The organism is Rhizobium sp. N324, from assembly GCF_001664485.1.
Lineage (GTDB): Bacteria > Pseudomonadota > Alphaproteobacteria > Rhizobiales > Rhizobiaceae > Rhizobium.
Genome location: NZ_CP013630.1, coordinates 4238290 through 4260879, shown reverse-complemented (window position 1 = coordinate 4260879; position 22590 = coordinate 4238290). Strand labels below are relative to the sequence as shown.

The window sequence follows — 22590 nt, the reverse complement described above, 5'->3', positions numbered from 1 at the left end:
ATGTTCTCCAATGGTGAATCGCAAATGTGATTCCGGTCTGGCGTGCGATATGGACGAATTTTGGGTATTTGGCTACGGTTCGCTGATGTGGAATCCGGGCTTCGAATTCATGGAGCGGGCAGAGGCTCTGATCTACGGCTACAGGCGCTCGCTCTGCGTCCGCTCCTTCGTCCATCGCGGTACGCGCGACAATCCCGGTCTGGTTCTCGGCCTCGACAGGGGCGGCGCCTGCCGCGGCATGGCGTTTCGCATTTCCCCGGAAAAGTGGGACGAGGTGATCGATTATCTCCGCGCCCGCGAGCTGGTGACCAATGTCTATCTGGAGCGCCGGGTGCAGCTGCAGCTTGCCGGCCGGCGCCGGACGGAGGCGGTGACCTACATCGCCGATCGCGACCACGAGCAATATGCCGGCACTCTCGACGCGCTGGCGGCAGCGCGGGTGGTGAACGAGGCCAGGGGCCAGTCGGGCCCCAACGATGCCTATGTCTTCAATACGCTGGCGCATCTGCAGCAGATGGGCATTCGCGACCATTGGCTGGAGCAGGTGGTCGGTGAAGTGGAGCGGCTGCGCGCCGCGTGACTTCAGGCGGTCGCCGCCTTCAGCTTACGAAGCTCCGCCAGCCTTTCGACCGCCGTCGGCGGCAGCGGCACATGCGGGTTTGCCTCGACGGTTTCGAGCAGAAGCTCGTCGCTTGCCCGCTCCGATACCTCGATCAGATGGGCGAAGAACGCGTCCGGATCCATTCCCGGCATGATCGGTGGCAGGATCTTCACCTTGAAATGGCCGGGATAACGGCGAATGCTCCGCCGCGGCCAGAACAGACCGGGATGCATGACGATCGGCACCACTGGGATGGCGAGATCGCGGTACATGCGGGCGATGCCGTATTTATAGACCGGCTCGGCGCCCGGCGGACGGCGGGTGCCCTCGGGATAGATGATCAGCTGACGGCCGGTCGAAAGCTCTTCCTTCGTGCGCTTCAGCACCTCCACCATCACCTTGCCGCGGGCGCCGCGATCGACCGGGATCACCCGCTGCTTCTTGGCATACCAGCCGAACAGCGGAATCCACATTAGTTCGCGCTTCAGAATGTAGACCGGGTCCTTCAGCCAGGGCAGCAGCGCATAGGTATCCCAGAAGGACTGATGCTTCGGCGCCAGAATGTAGCTGCCATCCGGCAGGTTCTCCAAGCCTTCGATCTCGAAGGTAGTGCCGACGATCACCCGCATCAGCCAATGGTTGGAGCGCGCCCAGTTTTTCGGGATCGCATAGGCGGTCAGGCGCGGCGCCAGGAAATAATAGGGCGAGAGCACGATCATCCGGATGATGAGGTTGGCGTAGAAGATCGTGTTGAAGAGGACGGAACGCAGGGCGATCATGAAACTTTCCCGAGGCATGCTCACGCGACCGGCCTACACGATATTTCCCGTCATACAAAGCGATTGATTCCGCCTCGATGCAAAAGCCCGAAGCGCATCGGACGCGGCGCTCTATTGCTGGGCGGTGGCGCTGGCCGAGCGCAGCCCGGTGTGGCGGCCGAAGCCGGTGATGTTGCGGGCGCCGGTCAGCAGCACTTTGGCATATTCGGCCAGCATGACGCGCATCGCATTCGGGTCGGTGAACCAGTTGCGGCTCTTCAAATCCGAATTGACCACGGGGTAAGCGATGAACTCGATGTCGGGATCGACATAGGAGAGTTCGGCGAGGCTTCGCGGCATGTGGTAGTTGTTGGTGACGATCAGAACGCTGCGATAGCCCTTGGCGTGGATCCAGTTTGACGCTTCCTCGGCATTGCCGATCGTGTCGATCGCATCGTAGCCGATGTCGACACAGCAGGAGAAGAGATCGGCCGAGCCCTGCGTCATCCTGCGGATCTGCGCCGGCGTCGTCGTCGGATGGACGCCTGAGATGAGCAAGCGCTTGCCGGCGCCTTTCTGCAGCAGTTCCACGGCCTGGTCGATGCGCTGATACCCCCCCGTCAACACCACGATCGCATCGGCCTTCGGCTCGGCCGGCGGCTTCAGCGTCGTAACCGAATCGGCGAACCGCAGGAAACCGCCGAACACCAGTGCGATCGCCAGTACGCAGGCAAAACCGCCCCAGCGCAACAGGCGGCGCAGCGGCCCACGCCGCGGCGGCAGAGCCGCCGGGCGGTCAAGCCCCGGATCCTGATGAATCGGGTTGGGTGTCGTGTCTCCCATCGTCATGAATCGTGACTATACGCTGATTGCGGCGCGGAACAGACGCTTTCATGACAAAACGGCATGGTCACGATCAACTCGCAATGCCGTCGGTGCGTGTCGGGTCCGAGCGCAATGTATCGATTTCATAGATCGTCCGCATGACGGTCAGGCGCGCCGTAAACGTCGTCAGAAGGGCAATGACGATCATCGTCGCGAAGATGCCGGCATAACCGAGCACGCCGACGGAGAAGGTGCCGAAGAGCGCGGTCGCCTGGTCCGTTTCCGGAGTGGCCAGCGTGCGGCTCTGCCAGAATCCGGCGGTGGCGAAGAATAGAGCCGCAAGGGCGCTGCCGATCGCCGAGCCCTTGAGGCTGATCTTCAGGAAATGCTTCTGGAATTCGGTGGCGACGAAGGAGCTTTCGGCGCCGACGAAATGCAGCACCTCGACGATGTGGCGGTTGCCCGACAGCGCGCCGCGCGTGGCGAAGACGACGGTCAGCACCATCGCCGAGAAGACCAGCAGCAGGATGCCGGTGCCGATCATGACGGTGGTGTGCGCCATGGACACCAGCCGGTCGACCCAGGTGCGGTGATCGTCGAGGGTGGCCTGCGGGATGCTGTCTTTCAGCAGCGCCCGCATGGAATCGAAATCCGGTGGATTGCTCTCGTCGATGGTGATGATGACGAGGCGGGGAACGGGCAGATCCTTGAGATCGAGACCGGGGCCGAGCCAGGGTTCGAGCAGACGGGCGGTGGCGGCCTCATCGACGATCTGGCCGCTCTTGGTGCCGACGAAGGTCAGCGCCAGGTCGCGCGCCTGGGTCAGCGCCTTTTCCATGTCGAGATTGTCGTCCGGCTTGATCTGGATGGTGATCTCGCGGGAGATCTGGCTCTCCCAGCTTGCCGCCGTCGAGCGCACCATGCTGACGCCGCCGAGCGTCAGGCAGGCGAGAAAGGCCATGATCGATATCACCACCATCAAGGCGTTGCCCTGGATGTTGGACGGCGGCAGGATCGGCGCGGTCGGGCGCACGCGCATTTCCGGCCGCTTCTGCTCCGCCTTGCCAGGCGCCTTGTCCGGGTTTCTGGATGAGGGCTCAGTCATAGATATCGAGATGCCCCCCCGAGAGGATCATGCGGCGGGCTTCGACCTGTTCCATCAGCGCCAGGTCATGCGTGGCGATCACAACGGCGGTGCCGAGGCGGTTCAGCTCGAGGAAAAGATTGAGCAGGCGCTTGGCCATCGGCGGGTCGACATTGCCTGTCGGTTCGTCGGCAAGCAGCACCTCCGGCCGGTCCATCAGCGCCCGGGCGATGGCGGCGCGCTGTTTCTCGCCGCCGGAGAGCACCGGCGGCAGCACGTTGATACGTTCGCCGAGGCCGACCCATTTCAACAGTTCCAGGACGTCGGTCTTGTAGGAGCTCTCGTCCTTGCCGCGCACGCGTAAGGGCAAAGCGACATTCTCATAGGTCGTCAGATGATCGAGAAGGCGGAAATCCTGGAAGACGATGCCGACGCGGCGGCGCAGCAGCGGCAGTTCGGGGCGCGGGATTTCGGAAATATCGCGCCCGAACATGCGGATCAGGCCGCGTGTCGGCTGCAGCGACATAAACAGCAGCCGCAGAAGCGAGGTCTTGCCGGCGCCCGATGGGCCCGTCAGGAACTGAAAGGATTTCTTCGGAATGTCGAAGGTCAGGTCCCGGAGGATTTCCGGGCCCATGCCATAACGCAAACCGACATTCTCGAAGTGGATCAACGGGCAGCTCAGTCTGTTGTGGGTTTCACCGCGTGACTTGTTAACCAACACTGTTAACAGCCGGTAAATTTTGCCGGAAAGACGCCCGATTGATGGCGATCTTTGCGAAGCATTAACCATTAAAATTTACGACTGAGCAGGATTCGTTTCAATGCCAGATTTCCTCTGGCGGCGAAACCATGTGGACATCTGCGAGGCAGCCACCATGGAAGCATCCTCCTTCAGCCGGACGCCGGGCCAGGCCTATGATTTCCTGCCGCCGGAACCTGCCGCCCGCCAATACCGTGCGGCGCGTCCCGCCGATATTTCCGACGCCGAATTCGTGACGCTCGGCAAAGTCCGACCGAAGGAATTTACGGCAAGGACCTATAACGACAACCGCAGGCGCGCGGCTGGCGCTCACGCGGCACAGGCGCTGCCGACACCCATGATGACAACCGTTCTGCGCGAGCTGGAATCCTTCCTGCAGCGCGCTTCGATGCGGAGCTTCGCAGGCTTGGTGCTGGCGCTCGCCGTGCTCGTCTTCGGGCTTGCGGGCGGCTTTTCCGGCCTTTCCGCCGCGCCGGCCTATTCCGGAGCGCCGCTGCATTTTACCCATGTGACGGTGGCGCCGCGCGACGCGAACGGCATGCGCGTGCTTGATATCAACGGCATCATCGAAAACGACAGCGGCACGACGCAGACGGTGCAACCGATCCGCGCCGATCTCGTCACCGACGAGCGCCTGACCGCCAGCATCGTCATCAATCCGCCCTCCGACGTCATCTATGGCGGCCAGAGCCGGGGCTTCTCGGCGCGTGTGCAACATGCTGGCGGAAAACTGCCGGAGGTGCGGCTCTCGTTCCTGCCGTAGAGAGTGATTTGAAACGGAATGGCTGACTTTCCTGCCGCAGGTCGCGCCAATCCGGTTAATTTCATGGCCGCGAGGCTGTTTCAAGCGCGCATATGTGCTAACGGCTTACCCTTCTTTTCATGGAGCAAGCCCTTATGCCTGTCGTGCGCGGAAAAAATATCGAGCCGCTCTTCACTGCCGAGCAGATCGCCGAGCGCAATCATGCGATGGCGCGGGAGATCGCCAACGGCCCGACCAAGGACCTGCTCGTCATTGCCGTGCTCAAGGGGTCGTTCATCTTCGCCGCCGACCTGATCCGCGCCCTGCACGATAGCGGCCTTGCGCCGGAGGTCGAGTTCATCACGCTGTCGAGCTATGGCATCGGCACGGTTTCGCAGGGCGTGCGCATCGTCAAGGATATCGATAGCGACGTGCACGGCCGCGACGTCCTGTTGATCGACGATATCCTCGAATCCGGCCGGACGCTGCTCTTTGCCAAGGAATTGCTGTTCGAGCGCGGCGCGCGCAACGTCACCATCGCGGTGCTGCTCGACAAGCGCGTCAAGCGCAAGGAAAAGCTGGAGGCCGATTATGTCGGCTTCGAATGCCCCGACTATTTCGTCGTCGGCTATGGCATGGACGTCGCCTATGCCTTCCGCGAACTGCCCTTCGTCGGCGTGGTGACCGGCGACGCCTGAGCTGCTGCATCATTGCAGAGGCCGCCTCGCCATTCGAGACGGCTTGTTAACCATCCCATCCATCGCTTCTCCATCTTTACCGATCGAAAAGGAAAGTCTGGTGATTTCCGTCGCGGGGCTGAAGACGGAGCAATGCACATATGGCAAGAATTCTGATTACGGAAGACGAGGACTCCCTGCGGTCTTTCGTAGCCCGGGCGCTCAGGCTCGACGGTCACGAGACCGATGAAGCGGCCGATGGCGCCGAGGGACTGGAGAAGCTCAAGGACGGGGCCTACGACCTGCTGCTTTCGGATATCCGTATGCCCGTGATGGATGGGATCGAACTCGCCCATCAGGCAAAAGACGCCTTTCCCGGCCTGAAGATCCTGCTGATGACCGGCTATGCCGAACAGCGCGAACGGGCCGACGATCTTGCCGAAAAGATCATCGACGTCGTCGCCAAACCTTTTGCACTTCCCGATATCCGCAAGGCGGTCGCCAGAGCGCTCGTCGCTTGAAGCATGACGAGGAACGCCTGAGCCGGTCTCGGGCGACGTCATGCACAGTTTTGCGTGACACTGGCTTAGCGCGCCGCCGCTCCACTCTACGGCGGCGTAAGGCCTACTGAATATCCAGCAACCGTTCGAGATACCGCCGCTCCATTTCCTGCGGCGGATTGTTGCCGAGCTTTTCGCGGATCGCGTCGAGGATTTCCCGGGCGCGCTGAACGTCGATCTCGTCGGGAACCTTCACGCTGTTGTCGCCGAAATCCGGCCCCTGGGTCCGGCGTAGCCGGCCGAGCGGGTCGCGGCCGGTCTGATCGCCCTGGCCCACCTGGCCGTTCGGACCTTGACCCTGCTGGCCTTGTTGGGCCTGCATCATCTGGTTCATCATGTCGCGGGCGCCCTGACGAAGCGCTTCGAGCGCCCGGCCCTGCCCCTCGACGGCCTGCTGGCCGCGGCCCTGGCCGAGTTCGCGGCCGGCACCTTCCATCTCGCGTTGCGCCTGGCCGAAGCCGGGACCAGGCTTCATGCCCAACTCGCCGAGGCTCTTCTGCAATTCGCCGAGCTGTTTGCCGAGCGCATCCTGCTGGGCGCGCAGCTGTTTCAATGCCTCGCGCAGCTGCTCGGCGGTCATCTGGTCGGAGGGCTGCTGGCCGTCCTTGCCTTGCTGGCCCTGCTGCTGATCCTGCGGCTCGCCGTTTTCTCCGGGATTCATCTCGTCGAGCAGCGGATCGTTCTCGCCCATGTCGGGTTCGCCGCGCTGCATGCGGTCCCTGAGCTGCTGGTCGAGACGGAAGGTCTGTTCCATCAGCTTCTGCTGGTCGCGCAGGATCTCGCCGAGTTTGTCGATCTGCTTGCGGGCCTCGCTGTTTTCCTGGTTCTGCTGGCCGCGCTGTGGCCTGCCGGCCTGCAGGTTGTTCATCATGCGCTGCAATTCCGACAGCATCTGCTGGGCTGCGTCGCGATTGCCGGAGCGGGCGAGATTCTCGATCTGGTCCATCATCCGTTCCAGATCCTGCTGGCGCAGAATGTTCTGGGCGTTCTGGTTCGGCTGCATCGGCGCGTTCTGCATGCGTTGGGCAAGCTCGGTCATATAGTCCTGCATCGCCTTGCGCAGCTCATCCATCAGCTTCTTGATTTCCTCGTCCGGCGCGTTGCGGTCCAAGGCGTCGGCAAGTTTCTGCTGGGCCTCACGCAGCTTGCGCTCGGCAAGCGAAAGATCGCCGTCCTCCATGCCGAGAGCGATCTCCCACAGATATTGAGCCGTATCCTTCAGCGCTTCGTCGCCTTTTGCGAGCTTCATACGCGTCAAGGCGGATTCCAGCAGCAGATAGTTGGTGAGCTTGGGGATGGTCTCCTCGGGACGGATGGTCAGCGCCTCGTTCAGCGCGATCGCCTGCGGCATCTTGCGGGTGTCGAGCGCGAAAACCTGCCGTTCCTCGGCGACGGCCGCGGCGAGCGGTTCGTTGAAGGGCCGCGATGGCAGGATCATGTCGTGCGGCGGGCTGCGGCCGGTCTGGCCGGCGGCATCCTTGGCGACGAGCGTCACGCGCACGCGCTTGCCGGCAAGCGGATGTTCGGTCAGGTTGCGGCTGGTGACGCCCTTGGCGTCGCGGGCGTTGCGGCGGGGAATATCCAGCCGGTATTCCGGCAAGGGATAGAGCGGCGTCGCCGCCGGATCGTTTTCCAGGGGAACGATCTCCGCATGCGCCTCCTGGACGCCGTAATCGTCCTTGACGGTGAAGCCGATTTCAAGCGCGCCGTTGACGCTGGGCTTCGGCAATCCGTCGAAGGCGATCTCCGGCGCCTTGTCCGGGAGGATGTTAAAGCTCCAGCGGCGGCCGTTGACTTCGAGGGCGCCACTCTCTTCGAGCTTCATCACATGCGTCTGCGCGACAAGTGCCTGGCTGGCGGGCGCCTGGCCGGTGGGCGCCTCGCCGGCCGGGGCCGTCTTCGGCTGCTCGCCGCCTGCTGCTGCCGCCTGCTGCGGCTTGGAGTCCGTCTGCACGGCAATATCCTGCGCCTGGCCGTTCGCCTTGCGGAACACGACCTTTTCGGCGGTCTTGCCGCCGTTGACACGAACGGTGAGGCCCGAAAACTGCGGAATGCCGATCGGCGCCTGCTCGCTGCCGTCGGCGGTCAGGTAGACCGGGGCGCGGCCGGTATAGGCGGGCGGCGTCACCCAGGCGTCGATGCGCACCGCGGGATCGACCGTCACCTGCTCGGGCGCCGCCTGAAACGCGTCACCGAGCGAGCCGCCGTTGATGGACAGCGAATAGGCAAAGGCGGTGACCAGCAGCAGCGCCGGCACGGCGCGCAGCGCAAAACGGTCATGCGCGGCGATATCCGGCCGCGGCAGCCCGGCATCGAGGGCTGCGATCTTTTCGGCCATGCGGGTCTGGTGCTCGCGCCAGAGCGCCTGGGCGAAAGGCGTATCGAAGGCCGGCTCGTCTTCCTGGACGGTGACCGGCTGGTGCGACAGGCCGTTGCGCTCTTCCAGCATGCGGTCGGCTTCGGCGACCCCGGGCCAGCGCAGGCCGCGCAAGGGCAGGAGCGAGACGAGAACAGCGGCGGCAAAGGCGATCAGCAGCAGGATGCGCAGCCAGTCCGGCACGCTGCGGAAGACCCCGAACCAGGAGGCTGAGAGATAAAGGGCGATGACGGCCAGGACCGGCATCAAGGACGGAAGCACCTGCTCGAAAAACAGCACCACACGCGCTAGCAGACGTTTTGTCGTCACCAGCCGGGCAAGCGAGGGGCGGAGCGCAAACGCACCTTTCCTCTGCCTTGAGGGGCTTGTCATCGATCCGGTCTCCGCGATCTGGCGTTTTGGAACAGAGGGCGCTTCCGGCGATTGCAGGGCAATACGCTCATCATTGACAAGGATAACACTCTTTGTGGCGAAGGCGAGGGCGAGCGGCCGGCAATACCGGCTTTTCACATTAATTCGCCAAAAAGTGATGGCTGCTTAGTCGAGCCAGGCGGGAACCGAGTCGAGGCCGATCAGCTCCGCATAGGTTCTGCGCGGGCGAATCGTATGGAAATCGCTGCCTTTGACCAGGACCTCGGGCACCAACAGCCGGCTGTTATAGGTGCCGGCCTGCACCGCGCCATAGGCGCCGGCCGTGCTGACGGCCATCAGGTCGCCGGGCTTCGGCATCGCCATCTCGCGGTCGAGTGCCAGGTAATCGCCGGTCTCGCACACGGGGCCGACCACGTCGGCGCGGATGCGCGGGGCGTTCGCCGCCGAAATCGTCACCGGCCGGATCTCGTGATAGGCCTCATAAAGGGTCGGGCGGATCAGATCGTTCATCGCGCCGTCGACGATGACGAAGGTCTTCTCGCCGCCATCCTTCACATAGAGGACTTCGGTCACCAGGATACCGGCATTGCCGACGATCAGGCGGCCGGGCTCGGTGATGATTTTGCAGTTGAGGCCGCGCAGCTGGTTCTTGACGATCGCCGCATAGGCGTCGGGCAGCGGCGGCGGATTGTTGTCGTCCTTATAGGGGATGCCGAGGCCGCCGCCGATATCGACGTGATCGATGGTGTGGCCGTCGGCACGCAGCGTCGCGACAAGATCGTGCAGCAGCTTGAAGGCGTCGTCGAAGGGCTGCAATTCGGTGATCTGGCTGCCGATATGCATGTCGATGCCGGTGACCTCGATGCCCGGCAGCCTGGCGGCATGGGCATAGATGGCGCGGGCACGCTCCCAGGAGATGCCGAACTTGTTTTCCTTCTTGCCGGTCGAGATCTTCGAATGGGTCTTTGCATCGACATCGGGGTTGATGCGGAAGGAGACCGGCGCTTTCTTGCCCGCGCTGACGGCTCGCTGGTTGAGGATTTCAAGCTCGGGCTCGGATTCGACATTGAAGCAGTAGATGCCGGCCTCGAGAGCGAAATCCATCTCCTGAGGCGTCTTGCCGACACCTGAAAACATGATGCGGCTGGCCGGAATGCCGGCGGCGAGCGCGCGGCGCAGTTCGCCTTCTGAGACGACGTCGATGCCGGCGCCGAGGCGGCCGAGCGTCTTCAGCACCGCCTGGTTCGAATTCGCCTTCATCGCATAGCAGACCATGGAGTCCATATCGGCGAAGGCTTCGGAGAAGACCCGGTAATGGCGCTCCAGCGTTGCAGTGGAATAGACATAGAAGGGCGTTCCGACCGCCTTGGCGATCTCGGGAACGGGGACGTTTTCGGCATGCAGGACGCCGTCGCGGTACTCGAAATGGTTCACGGGCTTATGCCTTAAAGAAGGGGATCGAGAAGGAAGGGCTTGTCGACGGTTCCCGGCTGTTTCGTCGGTTTGGAAACGTCACCTTCCTTGGTTGCCGCAGCACTCGGCGGATCGAGATCGCCCTTGCGCCCGCATCCGGCAACGGCAAGGCCGATGACGGCGAGCACCGCCGTCAGGCGGATGAGGTGCGGCAAGCTCTTCTGCATGGATATCCTCTTCGGCGGCATTGCGATGGACATTGTCATAGCGAAGTTTATCCGCCTTGTGCACCCTGATTGTTGGACGGTCTTGCCGCCTATGCGGCAAGGCCGCGGCGGCTTATGCCGCCTGATATCTCTCAGTTTCGGGCGCGCCAGAAGGCGATCTGCCGGCGTACTTCGGAGGGTGCGGTGCCGCCGAAGCTCTTGCGGCTGGCGACCGAGGCTTCGACCGTCAGCACGTCATAGACCTTGTCGGTGATATCAGGATGGATCGCCTGCAGGTCGGCGAGCGGCAGTTCGGCAAGATCGCAGCCCTTGCTTTCGGCAAGCGCCACGGCCCGGCCGGTGACGTGATGGGCATCGCGGAAGGGCAGGCCGGCTTCGCGCACCAGCCAGTCGGCAAGGTCGGTCGCCGTCGAGAAGCCGGAGCCGGCCGCCGCCTTCATGCGCGCGGTGTTGACGGTCAGGTCGCGCACCATGCCGGTCATGGCGGCGATCGCCAGTTCCAGGCTCTCGGCCGCGTCGAAGACCTGTTCCTTGTCTTCCTGCATGTCCTTGGAATAGGCGAGCGGCAGACCCTTCATGATCGTCAAAAGGGCTACCAGCGAACCGTTGATGCGGCCGGTCTTGGCGCGCACCAGCTCGGCGGCATCCGGGTTCTTCTTCTGCGGCATGATCGACGAGCCGGTCGAGAAGGCGTCGGAGAGGCGCACGAAGCCGAATTGCGGGGTCGACCAGATGACGATCTCTTCGGCCAGGCGCGACAGGTGCATGCCGGTGATTGCGGCGATCGACAGAAATTCGATAGCGAAGTCGCGGTCGGAGACGGTGTCGATGGAGTTGCGGGTCGGCTCGCGGAAACCGAGCGCCTTGGCGGTCATATGGCGGTCGATCGGATAACCGGTGCCGGCAAGGGCAGCCGCGCCGATCGGGCTTTCGTCCAGATGTTCGATGGCGTGGCGCACGCGCGAGCGGTCGCGGCCGAACATTTCGACATAGGCCATGCAGTGATGGCCGAAGGTGACGGGTTGGGCGGTCTGCAGATGGGTGAAGCCCGGCATGACGCTTTCGGCATGTTCTTCGGCGCGGTCGAGGAAGGCGGCGATCAGGCCGGTCAGCATCTTCTCGGTCTTCTCAAGCTCTTCCTTCACCCAGAGGCGGAAGTCGAGCGCCACCTGGTCGTTGCGCGAGCGAGCGGTGTGCAGCCGGCCGGCCGCCGGTCCGATCAGCGTCGCCAGCCGTGCCTCGATGTTCATATGGATGTCTTCGAGCCGACGCGAGAATTCGAAATTGCCACTTTCGATTTCTGACAGGATCGTGTTTAGCCCGTGAACGATCTTGTCCTTATCCTCGGATGAAATGATCCCTTGGTGGGCGAGCATCGTCGCATGGGCGATGGACCCACGGATATCCTGCGCGAATAGCTTCTTGTCGAAACCGATCGAGGCATTTATCTCCTCCATGATCGCGTCCGGGCCGGAGGCGAAACGCCCGCCCCACATCTGATTGGAGGATTTGGTGTCCGTGTTGCTCTCGGCCATGGATGCCCGTCCTGGAGAATGAAATGACGACAAAAAAACTCTTCGGTCTGCCGTCCGTAAAACTGATCGCAATTGCCGCCGTTGCAGGCGTTGTTGCCGGTGCGGCAGCGGTATACGTGAAGGAGACGGGGATTGGCAATGGCATCGGCGATACGGCGTCAGTCGAATGCCCGCTGGCCAGGGAACGCGCCGCCAATCTGACGCCGCTGATGAAGGGGCAGGTTGCCGCGATGGTCGCCGCCAACGAGCCGCGCAAGCTGACCGCGGTGTCCTTCAACGGCCCTGACGGCAAACCGCTGACGCTCGACCATTTCGCCGGCAAGACCGTGCTGCTCAATCTCTGGGCGACGTGGTGCGTGCCTTGCCGCGAGGAGATGCCGGCGCTGAACGCACTGGAAAAGCAGATGGGCAGCGACAAGTTCCAGGTCGTGCCGGTCAATATCGATACGGGGGACGACGAGAAGCCGAAGACTTTCCTCGCCGAGACCGGCGTCGATGCGCTGCAGCTTTATCGCGACAATACGATCGGCGTCTTCAATAGCCTGAAGAAGGAAGGTCTCGCCTTCGGCCTACCGGTGACGCTGCTGCTCGACGACAAGGGCTGCCTGATCTCCGCCATGAACGGACCCGCCGCCTGGGACAGCGAGGACGCCAAGAGTTTGATCAAGGGTGCGATCGGATCGTAAGAATATCAGTCAGGAGTCGCCATCTCCTCTCATCAGGAAAACGCCGGCAATTCCGATAAGGACGCAGCATTGCAGCAGGAACATCGGGGTTTCGGTCGACATGGCGTTTCCTCCCATTCACGGCAAGGAAAGCATTTCACCGGCGTCCGGTCTATTCGCCCGTTCTGATGAGACCTGCTTACTTACCGGGTCGGGACCGGCACTTCGCCGCGATAGTCGTAGAAGCCGCGGCCGGATTTGCGTCCGAGCCAGCCGGCTTCGACATATTTCACCAGCAGCGGGCAGGGTCGATATTTCGAGTCCGCCAGGCCGTCATGCAGCACCTGCATGATCGACAGGCAGGTGTCGAGGCCGATGAAATCGGCAAGCTGCAGCGGTCCCATCGGATGGTTGGCGCCGAGCTTCATCGCCGTATCGATGGCGTCGACCGTGCCGACGCCTTCATAGAGCGTGTAGATCGCTTCGTTGATCATCGGCAGCAGGATGCGATTGACGATGAAGGCCGGGAAGTCCTCGGCGACGGTAATGGTCTTTTCCAGCGTGCCGACGAATTCCTTGGCGGCGGAGAAGGTTTTCTCGTCGGTGGCGATGCCGCGCACCAGTTCGACCAGCTTCATCACCGGCACCGGGTTCATGAAATGAATGCCCATGAAGCGTTCGGGGCGGTCGGTGGCGGCAGCAAGCCGGGTGATGGAAAGGGAAGAGGTGTTGGTGGCAAGCAGCGCTTCCGGCTTCAGGACCGGACAGACCTGCGCATAGATCTTGCGCTTGACGCTCTCATCCTCGGTGGCAGCCTCGATAACGAGATCGGACGGGGCGAGATCATTGACATCGGACGAGCCTGTGATGAGCGACAAGGTCGACTTGCGTTCCTCTTCGGTCATCTTGCCGTTCGTCACCAGACGGGCCAGGTTGCCGTTGATGGTGGCAAGGCCGGACTCGATGCGATCCTGCGAGAGATCGTAGATGTGAACCCTGTAACCTGCGGCGGCCGAAACATGCGCGATGCCGCAGCCCATCTGGCCGGCACCGATAATACCAATATTCTTCAACACCGCATTCATCTCCAAACCCCCGCACGGCATTCGCCCCCGCGCCGCCGCATTTTTTAGCAATACTGCCGGACGAATGATCGCCCGGCAGCAGTAGTAGACCGATAAAAGATAATTTTCCAGTCATTCGCAAGTGCGAAAGAAAAGCATTTGACGCGTTTGAAGCGCGCTGCGCGCTTTCAGATTCGCATCTCGCGCTTTCGGTCTTTGCGCGACGTGCTTAGAGCGCCTTTTCCAGTTCCGGCAGAGCCTCGAACAGATCGGCGACCAGACCGTAGTCGGCAACCTGGAAGATCGGCGCCTCCTCGTCCTTGTTGATGGCGACGATCAGCTTCGAATCCTTCATGCCGGCCAGATGCTGGATCGCCCCGGAGATGCCGGCGGCGATATAAAGCTGCGGCGCGACGACCTTGCCGGTCTGACCGACCTGCCAGTCGTTCGGCGCATAACCGGCGTCGACGGCCGCACGGCTGGCGCCGACGGCAGCCCCGAGCTTGTCGGCAAGCGGCAGGATGACTTCCCGGAACTTCTCCGCCGAGCCGAGTGCCCGGCCGCCGGAAAGGATGATTTTCGCCGAGGTCAGTTCCGGACGATCGGAAGCCGACAGCGCATCGTCGACGAAACGCGACAGGCCCGGATTGGAGATTGCCGCGATCGCCTCCACCGTTGCCGAGCCGCCTTCCGTGGCTGAGGCAAACGAGGCGGTGCGCACGGTGATCACTTTCTTGGCATCACTTGCCTGCACCGTCTGGATGGCATTGCCGGCATAGATCGGCCGCTTGAAGGTGTCGGGGCTGACGACCTCGATGATCTCCGAGACCTGGGCGACATCGAGCAGGGCGGCGACCCGCGGCAGCACGTTCTTGCCGACCGAGGTGGCGGCCGAGAGGATGGTGTCGTAGGCGCCGGCGAGCGAGACGATCAGGTCGGCGAGCGGCTCGGCCAGATTGTTAGCCAGTTCGTCGCTTTCGGCGAGCAGCACCTTGGAGACACCGGCGAGTTTGGCCGTGGCATCGGCCGCAGCCCTGGCGCCCTTGCCGGCGACGAGAATATGAATATCGGAGCCGATCTGGCTTGCGGCCGTCAGCGCCTTGGCGGTCTGGTCGGAAAGGCTGACATTGTCGTGGTCGGCCAGAAGAAGAATGGTCATGATGGTGTTCTCTCTTTCCTGCCTTAAAGCACGCCGGCTTCGTTCTTCAGCTTGTCGACGAGTTCGGCGACCGACTTGACCTTGACGCCGGCCTTGCGGCCCGAGGGCTCCTCGGTCTTCAGCACCTTCAGCCGCGGCGTGGTGGAGACGCCGAAATCAGCCGGGCTCTTCTTGTCGAGCGGCTTCTTCTTCGCCTTCATGATGTTCGGCAGCGAGGCATAACGCGGTTCGTTGAGACGCAGATCCGAGGTGATCACCGCCGGCAGCTTGATCTCGATCGTCTGCAGGCCGCCATCGACCTCGCGGGTGACCGTTGCCTTGCCGTCACCGATCTCGATCTTCGAGGCGAAGGTCGCCTGCGCCGAACCGAGCAGGGCGGCCAGCATCTGGCCGGTCTGGTTGCTGTCGTCGTCGATCGCCTGCTTGCCGACGATGACCAATCCCGGCTGCTCGGCATCGGCCACGCCCTTGAGGATCTTGGCGACAGCCAGCGGCTCGACGGCATCATCGGTCTCGACCAGGATCGCCCGGTCGGCACCCATGGCCAGCGCGGTGCGCAGCGTCTCCTCGGCCTTGGCCGGACCGATCGACACCACCACCACTTCCTCAGCCTTGCCGGCTTCCTTCAGCCGCAGCGCCTCTTCCACCGAGATCTCGTCGAACGGGTTCATCGACATCTTCACATTGGCAAGCTCGACACCGGAACCATCCGGCTTCACCCGGATCTTCACGTTGTAGTCGACGACGCGCTTGACGGGCACGAGAATCTTCATGGTGGTCCTTCCTTCAGGAGAAACTAGCTGGAGCGAAAATGCGCGTTCGCGCGCCATTTCGATTGTCGAATGGCGACATGGATACGCGCTTTTCCTCCAAATTCAACGCTTCCATGTCGCTGGCGGCAATTTGCCGGGCAATATATGGACGTTGACGTTCACGTCAATATTCTTGTCTGCGCCGGCCCCAGGGAAGGCGTTGGATCTTTCGCCCGGCGGCATCGACAGTGATGGCCGGACCGGCGCCGGGATCGTCTTTCACAGCCCGGGGCGTGACGATCTCCCGGTCGAAAAGCGGCACGCCTTCCCGGCGCAGCACCAGGATCAGAAGCGCCCCGGCAAGGATGCCGCCGACATGGGCGCCCCAGGACACGTCGCCGTCGGGTGCCATCGCCAGCATGAAGAATTGCTGGCCGATCCATAAAAGCAGCGGCACGAAGGCCGGCAGCGGCAGCGGCAGACGGAAGAAGACCAGAACCCAGACCCTGACGCGCGGATGCAGCATGACATAGGCGGCAACCACGCCGGAGATCGCCCCCGAGGCGCCGACCAGCGGCGCTTGCGACGTCATGGTCAGCAGGCCGTGGCAGAGTGCGCCGGCGGCCGCGCAGAGCAGATAGAAAATCAGGAAGCGCAGATGTCCCATCGCGTCCTCGACATTGTCGCCGAAGACCCAGAGGAAGATCATGTTGGATGCCAGATGCCAGAAGCCGGAATGGACGAAGGCATAGGTGAGGTAAGTCAGCGGCGCCGGCACGATTTCCAGCCCCTGGGCCAGCACTGCGTCGCCAAAGGCGATCGCCGGGATATAGCCGAGCCCGACCGTCGTTGCCTGCGCTGCCTGCTCGCTCTCCAGGCTGGTGAAAAGCCAGACGGCGACATTCAATGCGATCAGTGAGAGCGTCACCCACTGGGCCTTGATATGTTTCAGCGTATTGGCGTCGTGAAATGGTATGAACATCAAGCCCCCCGGCGATCGTAATCGCGGCAAGCCTATCTGTTTTTTCCCGGAACCCAAAGCACATCCGCATGGCCTCGGTCATTTGCATGACGTGCGGCGACGAAGAGGAAATCGGAGAGCCGGTTGACGTATTTCCTGGCCGGCTCGCTGAGGATCTCGCCGTCGGTGCGGGCAAGCGCCACCATCAAACGTTCGGCGCGCCGCGCGATCGTGCGGGCCAGATGCAACTGGGCGGCGGCCGGACTGCCGCCCGGCAGAATGAAGGATTTCAGCGGTTCGAGGCCGGCGTTCAACTGGTCGATGTCGCGCTCCACGCGGGCGACCTGCGCCTCGACGATCCGCAGCGGCTCATAGGCCGGCGGCCCGCCGGTATCGGGCGTGGCAAGATCGGCGCCGAGATCGAAGAGATCGTTCTGGATCGACATCAGCATGGCGTCGAGTTCGGGCAGGCCTGCTGTATGCAGCCGCGCCAGGCCGATCGCGGAATTGGCCTCGTCGATCGTGCCATAGGCATCGACGCGCAGATCGTCCTTTGTCCGGCGCGGGCCGGCAACCAGCCCGGTCGTGCCGTCGTCGCCGGTTTTGGTGTAGATTTTGTTGAGTTTCACCATGCTGCACCGCCTGACGGGGGGAGGGTTGAACCACCCCATCCTCCGTCATGCTCGGGCTTGACCCGAACATCGACACCGCATTCACCAGCGGTCGTGGCATGGATCCTCGGCTCAAGGCCGAGGATGACGGAGGGTGGGGTTGGCATTGTCGCCAAATTTGCCCGTGCGTAGGGAGCAACCGCGTCGGGCGGCGTCTCACCACGCCCCTCATCCGGCTGCCGCCACCTTCTCCCCGTTTTGACGGGGAGAAGGGAATATGCCGCACCCTCTCCGCTCCTCACCCACGTCTCGCAGGGCACGTCCCCTCTCCCCGTCAGAACGGGGAGAGGGTTAGGGTGAGGGGCAGCCATTGGTACGAACCGGACAGCCGTGGGCCTGACCCGAGCATCCACACCGCATTCACCAGCGGCTACGGGGATGGATCCTCGGGTCAAGCCCGAGGATGACGGAGGTTGGGGTTGGCCCTTTCGCCAAACTCGCCCCGGCATACTGATGCACACCGTTTCGAGGTGCTTCCTCAAACCGGCGCTCGCCTCTCCTCCGTTATTTCTGTCCGTGTCCGTCATTTAAAAATACCCCTCCCACGGTCTTCTCACGTCGGCCGGCCGCCGCCGGTGATCCAGAGTGTCAGCATGATCAGGATGACGGCGATTGCCTGTAACAGCACGCGAAGCTGCATCAGCTTGTTGGAACGGTTGGCGTCGCCGCCTTTCATCATGTTGAAGAGGCCGCGGATCAGGACGAGGGCGACGAGGCCCATGACGATGATCGCAAGGATATAGGTGACGGTGGACATGGCATTCAGCTTTCTCAGTCCGTCCAGCGCATCAGGCGGTAGAAGAGGTCTGCCGGAAGCAGCCGCTTCAGGAACATGCCCTGTTTAGCCGGTGTCGTTACAGGATAATGTGGCCTTGGGTTTTTCGAGTTCAATGCGTGTTTCAATACGGAATAGACCGCTTCCGGGCCGAGCTTATGGCGGCTGACCGGGCCGGATCCATCGAGTCTCGCCAGTTGCCTGACATAGTCGGCCGCGTGCGGCGAATTCTCAAGGTCGATATGCTCCTTGATCTTTGCGAGCGCGTTGGCGGTGAAACGTGTGGCGATCGGTCCCGGCTCGATCAGGCTCACATGGATGCCGCTGCCCTGCAGCTCCATGCGCAGCGTGATGCTGAGGCCTTCGAGCGCGAATTTGGAAGCGGTGTAGGCGCCGCGATAGCGATAGGGCACGACGCCGAGAATCGACGAGCACTGCACGATCCGGCCCTCCTTGCGTTTGCGCATCGCCGGGATCACCTGCCGCGTCAATTCATGCCAGCCGAAGAAATTCGCCTCGAACTGGGCGCGCAGCGCTGCCGTCGAAAGATCCTCGACGGCGCCCGGCTGGCCGTAGGCGCCATTGTTGAAGAGCGCATCGATGCGGCCGCCGCTGCGTTCCAGAACCGCGCCGACCAGATCCGAGATCGTTTCGCTCCTGGCATAGTCCATCAGGAAGGCTTCGATGCCATCGGCCTCCAGGCCCGGCAGGTCTTCCGGTTTGCGCACCGTCGCGAAGACGCGCCAGCCATCGGCTTTCAGCGCCCGGGCGCAATGAGCGCCGATACCGGACGAGCATCCAGTCACGACGATGCTGCGCTCTCCCGCCATGGAATGATTCCTGTACAAAATGGGACTCGTTTCCCATATTCGGCCAGAGGATACAATCTGGAAAGCCGGAGACGGAATGCCGAAGCCACTGCGCACGATATACGACGTGGTCTATGACGCGATCTGTCACATGGTCGAGGATGACGGCTTCGCCATGGCGAGCCATGTGGCGCTGTCGAGCCTGCTTGCGGTTTTCCCCTTCCTGATCTTCGGCACGGCGCTGGCAAGCTTCCTCGGCGCCGATCAGTTTTCCTCGACCGCCATTCATCTGATCTTCGACACCTGGCCCGAGGCGATCGCCAAGCCGCTCGCCGACCAGGTGCTGCAGGTGCTGACCATTCCGCGCGGCGGGCTGCTGACGATCTCGGTGCTGGCGGCCGCCTATTTCGCTTCGAACGGCGTCGAGGCGCTGCGCATTTCGCTCAACCGCGCCTACCGGGTGCAGGAAACGCGGCCGTGGTATTTCACCCGCCTCGCCAGCCTCGGCTATGTGCTGATCGCAGTGATCATCTTTGCGGCGATCAGCATCCTGCTGGTCGCCGTGCCGCTGGCGCTCGACTATGCCAGGAACTGGTTTCCGCTGTTTGCCGATACGCTCGAGATCGTCTTCAGCTGGCGTATCTATGGCACGCTTGTGGTGCTGACCGTCGGGCTGCTGGTCATGCATCTCTGGCTGCCGGCCGGCAAACGGCGGGTCTTCGACGTCATTCCGGGCGTGCTGCTCACCCTGCTGCTCTGGCTCGCCGGGGCGCTGATCTTTGCCTATTATCTCGCGACCTTCGCCAATTATACCGCAACCTATGCCGGTCTCGCCTCCGTCATGATCGTGCTGATCTTCCTCTACATGGTCGGCGTCATCTTCATCATCGGCGCCGAGATCAACGCGGCGCTGATCAAATTCCGGGTCTTCCGGATGTTTTCCCACACGCTTTCGATTGTCGGCAGGCAGCGGGTCGAAAGGCCATCAGAGCCCGACAAGGCGGCGAATATCGGCCCCTGACAGGCCGCGGGCGCGCAATTCGCCGATGCCGCTGTCGCCCTGGCTTTTCGAAAGCTTGCGGCCGGCAGCGTCGAGAACAAGGCGATGATGATGATAGACCGGCTGCGGCAGGCCGAGCAGCACCTGCAGCAGCCGGTGCACCGATGTCGCGTGGAACAGATCGAGCCCGCGCACCACATGGGTGATGCCCTGGATCGCGTCGTCGACCACCACCGAAAGATGATAGCTCGACGGGGCGTCGGAGCGCGACAGGATGACGTCGCCCCAGACGTCCGGCTCGGCGGCGATCTCGCCCGATCTGCCGTCGCCGGTTTCCGTCCAGAACAGCAGCTCGCCGATCAGGTCGAGCGCCTTGCGCATATCGAGCCGCCAGGCGTGTTTTTTTCCCGAGGTCAGCATCTCCCGCCATTCGTCTTCCGGGCGTTCGCGATCGATTGCGGGATAATGCGGGGTGCCGTCGGGATCGCGCGGCCAGGTTTTACCCGCCGCCTCATAGGCCGTGACGCGCGTCTTCACCTCGCCGCGCGTCAGGAAGGCCGGATAGACCACCCCACGCTCGATCAGCGCGTGAAGTGCCGCCTGATATTCGGGAAAATGTTCCGACTGGCGCCGCACCGGGCTTTCCCAGCCAATCCCCAGCCAGTCGAGATCGCTGAGGATGCCGGCCTCGAATTCCGGCGTGCAGCGGGTCTGGTCGATATCCTCGATGCGCAGCAGCAGGCGGCCCTGCTCGGCCTCCGCCATGTCGCGGTTCAAGAAGGCCGAGAGCGCATGGCCGAGATGCAGCTCACCGTTGGGGCTCGGCGCAAAACGAAAGACAGGTTTTTGACGCTCGCTCGTGGTCATGCTTTCTTCTGCCATGGATTTGGGTTTCGAACCACTGCGAGGCGATGTGCAGATCATCCGCAACGAAGACGACGTCAGGTTGGGGCTCGAAGCGCTGCTCCGTCTCGATCCGCGCCTTGTGCCGATCGCGGCGCAGGCCGGCCCTCTCCCGCTGCGGCTGCGCGAACCGGGTTTTGCCGGCCTTGCCCATATCATCGTCTCGCAGATGGTGTCGCGCGCCAGTGCCGAGGCGATCTGGCGGCGCATGCTGCCGGCCGACGGCCTCCTGACCGCCGAAGGCTACGTGCTGCTTCACGCCGAAGCCTGGCGCGACTTCGGCCTGTCGCGCGCCAAGGCCGAGACGCTGTCGCGGATCGCCGAAACCGTTGCCTCCGGCCAACTCGATCTTGCCGGGCTCTGCCTGAAGCCGCCTGAAGAAGCGCTTGGCGAACTCATCGCGCTGAAGGGCGTCGGTCCGTGGACGGCAGAGGTCTATCTGATGTTCTGCGGCGGCCATGCCGATGTCTTCCCGGCCGGCGACGTCGCGCTGCAGAGTGCCGTCGGTGCGGCATTCGGTCTCGCGGCCCGGCCGCAGATAAAGGCGCTGACTGCCCTGGCGCAAACCTGGTCGCCATGGCGCTCGGTGGCGGCCCGGCTTTTCTGGGCCTATTACGCCACGAAAACGCGCCGCGACATGGTGCCGACCGGCTGATCGGCAATACTCTTCAAATTGCCTTTATCCTCTGAATTTATTGGACTTCACAATCCTGTAACAACCGGCCTAATATACAGGTGCAGATGCCGAATCGATCAGGAGAGTCCCTTGACGATTGCAGTCTCCCCCCAGGCCCTGCCAGCGCTCGTTCTGAACGCTGACTACCGGCCGCTGAGTTATTACCCCTTGTCGCTGTGGTCCTGGCAGGACGCGATCAAGGCGGTATTTCTCGACCGTGTGAACATCATCGCCGAGTATGAACATTCGGTTTCCTCGCCGAGTTTTTCGATGCGGCTTCCGAGCGTCGTGTGCCTCAAGACTTACGTTCAGCCGTCCCGCAATCCGGCCTTCACCCGGTTCAACGTCTTCCTGCGCGACCGGTTCGAGTGCCAGTATTGCGGCGCCCATGACGATCTGACCTTCGATCACGTCATCCCGCGCGCCCATGGCGGCGAAACCACCTGGGAGAATGTCGTGGCCGCCTGTTCGCCCTGCAATCTGCGCAAGGGCAGCAAGCTTCCCAAGCAGGCGAGCATGTTCCCGGCGCAGAAGCCCTATCAGCCGACGGTGCAGGATCTACACAATAACGGCCGGCTGTTTCCGCCGAACTATCTGCACGACAGCTGGCTCGACTATCTCTACTGGGATACCGAACTGCAGCCCTGATCAGGCCGCCTTGCGAACGCCGACGAAAGCGAAGGCTGCGAGCAGAATTCCGGCAATCACGTTCCAGCCGGCAAAGGACAGGCCGAGCACCCGGAGCGCCGCATCGGTGCAGGACGGGCCCTTGATCGTGTTGAGTTCGCCGAGCAGATCGCCGGCATTGGTCGTCATGCTGCTTGCCGTCGTCGAGCAGGTCGCCGGGCCGGCCCAGAAATGCCATTCGACGCCGGCGTGATAGACGCCCATGCCGGCCGTCACCAGCATCAGCATGCCGGCGGCGAGAATGAGCGCGCGGGTGATCCAGTTCGGCAGGCCGACAAGTTCCGAAATTGCCGCGAGGATGGCGATCGGGATGGCGTAGTAATAGGGCTGGCGCTGCAGCAGGCAGAGCGCACAGGGAATATAGCCGCCGATATATTGGAAACCAAGCGCCGTGCCGACCGCCGCCGCCATGCCGATGGCGAGCAATATGGAATAGACGAGGCCGGGGCGGGCGAGCGGCGAGGCGTTGGCAGTCATGGCGGAGCTCCGCGAGAGTTTGGATTGGTGCAATTCCAGCAAAAATGTGAAGCGGTT

The 22590-nt window shown here is 62.8% G+C and carries 25 protein-coding genes; 8 read left to right on the top strand and 17 right to left on the bottom strand.

The features are described from left to right. The first annotated feature begins 49 nt into the window (after positions 1 to 49). Entirely contained in the window at positions 50 to 580 is a 531-nt protein-coding gene (locus AMK05_RS20490; RefSeq protein WP_064840899.1) for a gamma-glutamylcyclotransferase, read from the top strand. A gap of 2 nt (positions 581 to 582) precedes the next feature. On the opposite strand, the gene AMK05_RS20485 is transcribed toward AMK05_RS20490, so the two are convergent. The 4 genes from AMK05_RS20485 to ftsE form a co-directional block, all read right to left on the bottom strand. Further along, positions 583 to 1380, bottom strand: coding sequence for a lysophospholipid acyltransferase family protein (locus AMK05_RS20485; RefSeq protein WP_064840898.1), 798 nt, complete (start codon positions 1378 to 1380; stop codon positions 583 to 585). Positions 1381 to 1491: 111 nt separating this feature from the next. Further along, positions 1492 to 2208 (bottom strand): YdcF family protein, encoded by a 717-nt coding sequence (locus AMK05_RS20480; protein ID WP_064840897.1) that lies wholly within the window; start codon positions 2206 to 2208, stop codon positions 1492 to 1494. A 67-nt stretch (positions 2209 to 2275) separates the two neighbouring features. Then, entirely contained in the window at positions 2276 to 3289 is a 1014-nt protein-coding gene (locus AMK05_RS20475; RefSeq protein WP_064840896.1) for a cell division protein FtsX, read from the bottom strand. Next, positions 3282 to 3941, bottom strand: coding sequence for a cell division ATP-binding protein FtsE (gene ftsE, locus AMK05_RS20470; RefSeq protein WP_003567051.1), 660 nt, complete (start codon positions 3939 to 3941; stop codon positions 3282 to 3284). The genes AMK05_RS20475 and ftsE overlap by 8 nt, the downstream gene beginning before the upstream one ends. A gap of 205 nt (positions 3942 to 4146) precedes the next feature. Here ftsE and AMK05_RS20465 point away from each other — a divergent pair, with 205 nt between their 5' ends. The 3 genes from AMK05_RS20465 (at position 4147) to AMK05_RS20455 (ending at position 5971) form a co-directional block, all read left to right on the top strand. After that, the gene (locus tag AMK05_RS20465; protein ID WP_064841468.1) at positions 4147 to 4794 is read left to right on the top strand and encodes a hypothetical protein; all 648 of its coding nucleotides are present in this window, start codon (positions 4147 to 4149) and stop codon (positions 4792 to 4794) included. Positions 4795 to 4928: 134 nt separating this feature from the next. After that, positions 4929 to 5471 carry a hypoxanthine phosphoribosyltransferase gene (gene hpt / locus AMK05_RS20460; RefSeq protein ID WP_064840895.1) on the top strand — a complete coding sequence of 181 codons (543 nt, stop codon included), beginning with the start codon at positions 4929 to 4931 and terminating at the stop codon, positions 5469 to 5471. 140 nt (positions 5472 to 5611) lie between these two features. Next, entirely contained in the window at positions 5612 to 5971 is a 360-nt protein-coding gene (locus tag AMK05_RS20455) for a response regulator (RefSeq protein ID WP_054182490.1), read from the top strand. Between the two features lie 103 nt (positions 5972 to 6074). Here the strand turns inward: AMK05_RS20455 and AMK05_RS20450 are convergent, their stop codons facing one another. From AMK05_RS20450 to argH, 4 genes are all read right to left on the bottom strand, one after another. Beyond that, positions 6075 to 8759, bottom strand: coding sequence for a TIGR02302 family protein (locus AMK05_RS20450; protein WP_064841467.1), 2685 nt, complete (start codon positions 8757 to 8759; stop codon positions 6075 to 6077). Positions 8760 to 8924: 165 nt separating this feature from the next. After that, positions 8925 to 10193 carry a diaminopimelate decarboxylase gene (gene lysA, locus AMK05_RS20445; RefSeq protein ID WP_064840894.1) on the bottom strand — a complete coding sequence of 423 codons (1269 nt, stop codon included), beginning with the start codon at positions 10191 to 10193 and terminating at the stop codon, positions 8925 to 8927. Positions 10194 to 10204: 11 nt separating this feature from the next. Further along, entirely contained in the window at positions 10205 to 10399 is a 195-nt protein-coding gene (gene lptM / locus AMK05_RS20440) for an LPS translocon maturation chaperone LptM (RefSeq protein ID WP_003582619.1), read from the bottom strand. A 131-nt stretch (positions 10400 to 10530) separates the two neighbouring features. Continuing rightward, positions 10531 to 11934, bottom strand: coding sequence for an argininosuccinate lyase (gene argH / locus AMK05_RS20435; RefSeq protein WP_064840893.1), 1404 nt, complete (start codon positions 11932 to 11934; stop codon positions 10531 to 10533). 23 nt (positions 11935 to 11957) lie between these two features. Here argH and tlpA point away from each other — a divergent pair, with 23 nt between their 5' ends. Further along, the gene (tlpA, locus tag AMK05_RS20430) at positions 11958 to 12620 is read left to right on the top strand and encodes a thiol:disulfide interchange protein TlpA (RefSeq protein WP_064841466.1); all 663 of its coding nucleotides are present in this window, start codon (positions 11958 to 11960) and stop codon (positions 12618 to 12620) included. Positions 12621 to 12802: 182 nt separating this feature from the next. Here the strand turns inward: tlpA and AMK05_RS20425 are convergent, their stop codons facing one another. The 7 genes from AMK05_RS20425 to AMK05_RS20395 form a co-directional block, all read right to left on the bottom strand. Further along, positions 12803 to 13684 (bottom strand): 3-hydroxybutyryl-CoA dehydrogenase, encoded by an 882-nt coding sequence (locus AMK05_RS20425; RefSeq protein ID WP_064840892.1) that lies wholly within the window; start codon positions 13682 to 13684, stop codon positions 12803 to 12805. Positions 13685 to 13892: 208 nt separating this feature from the next. Continuing rightward, the gene (locus tag AMK05_RS20420) at positions 13893 to 14822 is read right to left on the bottom strand and encodes an electron transfer flavoprotein subunit alpha/FixB family protein (RefSeq protein WP_064840891.1); all 930 of its coding nucleotides are present in this window, start codon (positions 14820 to 14822) and stop codon (positions 13893 to 13895) included. Positions 14823 to 14845: 23 nt separating this feature from the next. Next, positions 14846 to 15595 (bottom strand): electron transfer flavoprotein subunit beta/FixA family protein, encoded by a 750-nt coding sequence (locus AMK05_RS20415; RefSeq protein ID WP_064840890.1) that lies wholly within the window; start codon positions 15593 to 15595, stop codon positions 14846 to 14848. A gap of 163 nt (positions 15596 to 15758) precedes the next feature. Then, complete coding sequence (locus tag AMK05_RS20410; RefSeq protein ID WP_064840889.1) at positions 15759 to 16556, bottom strand: rhomboid family intramembrane serine protease; 798 nt, start codon at positions 16554 to 16556, stop codon at positions 15759 to 15761. A gap of 32 nt (positions 16557 to 16588) precedes the next feature. Then, the gene (locus AMK05_RS20405) at positions 16589 to 17167 is read right to left on the bottom strand and encodes a cob(I)yrinic acid a,c-diamide adenosyltransferase (RefSeq protein ID WP_064840888.1); all 579 of its coding nucleotides are present in this window, start codon (positions 17165 to 17167) and stop codon (positions 16589 to 16591) included. 592 nt (positions 17168 to 17759) lie between these two features. Beyond that, positions 17760 to 17963 (bottom strand): twin transmembrane helix small protein, encoded by a 204-nt coding sequence (locus AMK05_RS20400; protein WP_064840887.1) that lies wholly within the window; start codon positions 17961 to 17963, stop codon positions 17760 to 17762. A gap of 14 nt (positions 17964 to 17977) precedes the next feature. Continuing rightward, positions 17978 to 18811: an SDR family oxidoreductase gene (locus tag AMK05_RS20395; protein WP_064840886.1), complete on the bottom strand. Its 834-nt coding sequence runs from the start codon at positions 18809 to 18811 to the stop codon at positions 17978 to 17980. Between the two features lie 76 nt (positions 18812 to 18887). Here AMK05_RS20395 and AMK05_RS20390 point away from each other — a divergent pair, with 76 nt between their 5' ends. Then, positions 18888 to 19811 (top strand): YihY/virulence factor BrkB family protein, encoded by a 924-nt coding sequence (locus tag AMK05_RS20390; protein ID WP_064840885.1) that lies wholly within the window; start codon positions 18888 to 18890, stop codon positions 19809 to 19811. Here AMK05_RS20390 and gluQRS read toward each other — a convergent pair. Continuing rightward, positions 19776 to 20657, bottom strand: a complete 882-nt coding sequence (gene gluQRS / locus AMK05_RS20385; protein WP_064840884.1) for a tRNA glutamyl-Q(34) synthetase GluQRS — start codon at positions 20655 to 20657, stop codon at positions 19776 to 19778. The genes AMK05_RS20390 and gluQRS overlap by 36 nt on opposite strands. On the opposite strand from gluQRS, the gene AMK05_RS20380 reads away from it, so the two are divergent. Both AMK05_RS20380 and AMK05_RS20375 read left to right on the top strand, forming a co-directional pair. Next, complete coding sequence (locus tag AMK05_RS20380) at positions 20656 to 21348, top strand: DNA-3-methyladenine glycosylase family protein (RefSeq protein WP_064840883.1); 693 nt, start codon at positions 20656 to 20658, stop codon at positions 21346 to 21348. The genes gluQRS and AMK05_RS20380 overlap by 2 nt on opposite strands. 111 nt (positions 21349 to 21459) lie before the next feature. After that, entirely contained in the window at positions 21460 to 22017 is a 558-nt protein-coding gene (locus tag AMK05_RS20375; protein WP_003567029.1) for an HNH endonuclease, read from the top strand. On the opposite strand, the gene AMK05_RS20370 is transcribed toward AMK05_RS20375, so the two are convergent. Continuing rightward, entirely contained in the window at positions 22018 to 22533 is a 516-nt protein-coding gene (locus AMK05_RS20370; RefSeq protein ID WP_064840882.1) for a disulfide bond formation protein B, read from the bottom strand. Positions 22534 to 22590 lie beyond the last annotated feature (57 nt).

What these genes read in the sequence shown, in the direction of transcription:
- AMK05_RS20380 (WP_064840883.1), top strand. Translation starts at nt 20,656, where the DNA reads ATGCTTTCTTCTGCCATGGATTTGGGTTTCGAACCACTGCGAGGCGAT.
- AMK05_RS20450 (WP_064841467.1), bottom strand. Translation starts at nt 8,759, where the DNA reads ATGACAAGCCCCTCAAGGCAGAGGAAAGGTGCGTTTGCGCTCCGCCCC.
- AMK05_RS20405 (WP_064840888.1), bottom strand. Translation starts at nt 17,167, where the DNA reads ATGGTGAAACTCAACAAAATCTACACCAAAACCGGCGACGACGGCACG.
- AMK05_RS20400 (WP_064840887.1), bottom strand. Translation starts at nt 17,963, where the DNA reads ATGTCCACCGTCACCTATATCCTTGCGATCATCGTCATGGGCCTCGTC.
- AMK05_RS20475 (WP_064840896.1), bottom strand. Translation starts at nt 3,289, where the DNA reads ATGACTGAGCCCTCATCCAGAAACCCGGACAAGGCGCCTGGCAAGGCG.
- AMK05_RS20395 (WP_064840886.1), bottom strand. Translation starts at nt 18,811, where the DNA reads ATGGCGGGAGAGCGCAGCATCGTCGTGACTGGATGCTCGTCCGGTATC.
- AMK05_RS20455 (WP_054182490.1), top strand. Translation starts at nt 5,612, where the DNA reads ATGGCAAGAATTCTGATTACGGAAGACGAGGACTCCCTGCGGTCTTTC.
- gluQRS (WP_064840884.1), bottom strand. Translation starts at nt 20,657, where the DNA reads ATGACCACGAGCGAGCGTCAAAAACCTGTCTTTCGTTTTGCGCCGAGC.
- AMK05_RS20415 (WP_064840890.1), bottom strand. Translation starts at nt 15,595, where the DNA reads ATGAAGATTCTCGTGCCCGTCAAGCGCGTCGTCGACTACAACGTGAAG.
- tlpA (WP_064841466.1), top strand. Translation starts at nt 11,958, where the DNA reads ATGACGACAAAAAAACTCTTCGGTCTGCCGTCCGTAAAACTGATCGCA.
- AMK05_RS20420 (WP_064840891.1), bottom strand. Translation starts at nt 14,822, where the DNA reads ATGACCATTCTTCTTCTGGCCGACCACGACAATGTCAGCCTTTCCGAC.
- AMK05_RS20490 (WP_064840899.1), top strand. Translation starts at nt 50, where the DNA reads ATGGACGAATTTTGGGTATTTGGCTACGGTTCGCTGATGTGGAATCCG.
- AMK05_RS20390 (WP_064840885.1), top strand. Translation starts at nt 18,888, where the DNA reads ATGCCGAAGCCACTGCGCACGATATACGACGTGGTCTATGACGCGATC.
- AMK05_RS20485 (WP_064840898.1), bottom strand. Translation starts at nt 1,380, where the DNA reads ATGATCGCCCTGCGTTCCGTCCTCTTCAACACGATCTTCTACGCCAAC.
- AMK05_RS20370 (WP_064840882.1), bottom strand. Translation starts at nt 22,533, where the DNA reads ATGACTGCCAACGCCTCGCCGCTCGCCCGCCCCGGCCTCGTCTATTCC.
- argH (WP_064840893.1), bottom strand. Translation starts at nt 11,934, where the DNA reads ATGGCCGAGAGCAACACGGACACCAAATCCTCCAATCAGATGTGGGGC.
- AMK05_RS20480 (WP_064840897.1), bottom strand. Translation starts at nt 2,208, where the DNA reads ATGACGATGGGAGACACGACACCCAACCCGATTCATCAGGATCCGGGG.
- lptM (WP_003582619.1), bottom strand. Translation starts at nt 10,399, where the DNA reads ATGCAGAAGAGCTTGCCGCACCTCATCCGCCTGACGGCGGTGCTCGCC.
- hpt (WP_064840895.1), top strand. Translation starts at nt 4,929, where the DNA reads ATGCCTGTCGTGCGCGGAAAAAATATCGAGCCGCTCTTCACTGCCGAG.
- AMK05_RS20410 (WP_064840889.1), bottom strand. Translation starts at nt 16,556, where the DNA reads ATGTTCATACCATTTCACGACGCCAATACGCTGAAACATATCAAGGCC.
- AMK05_RS20465 (WP_064841468.1), top strand. Translation starts at nt 4,147, where the DNA reads ATGGAAGCATCCTCCTTCAGCCGGACGCCGGGCCAGGCCTATGATTTC.
- AMK05_RS20425 (WP_064840892.1), bottom strand. Translation starts at nt 13,684, where the DNA reads ATGAATGCGGTGTTGAAGAATATTGGTATTATCGGTGCCGGCCAGATG.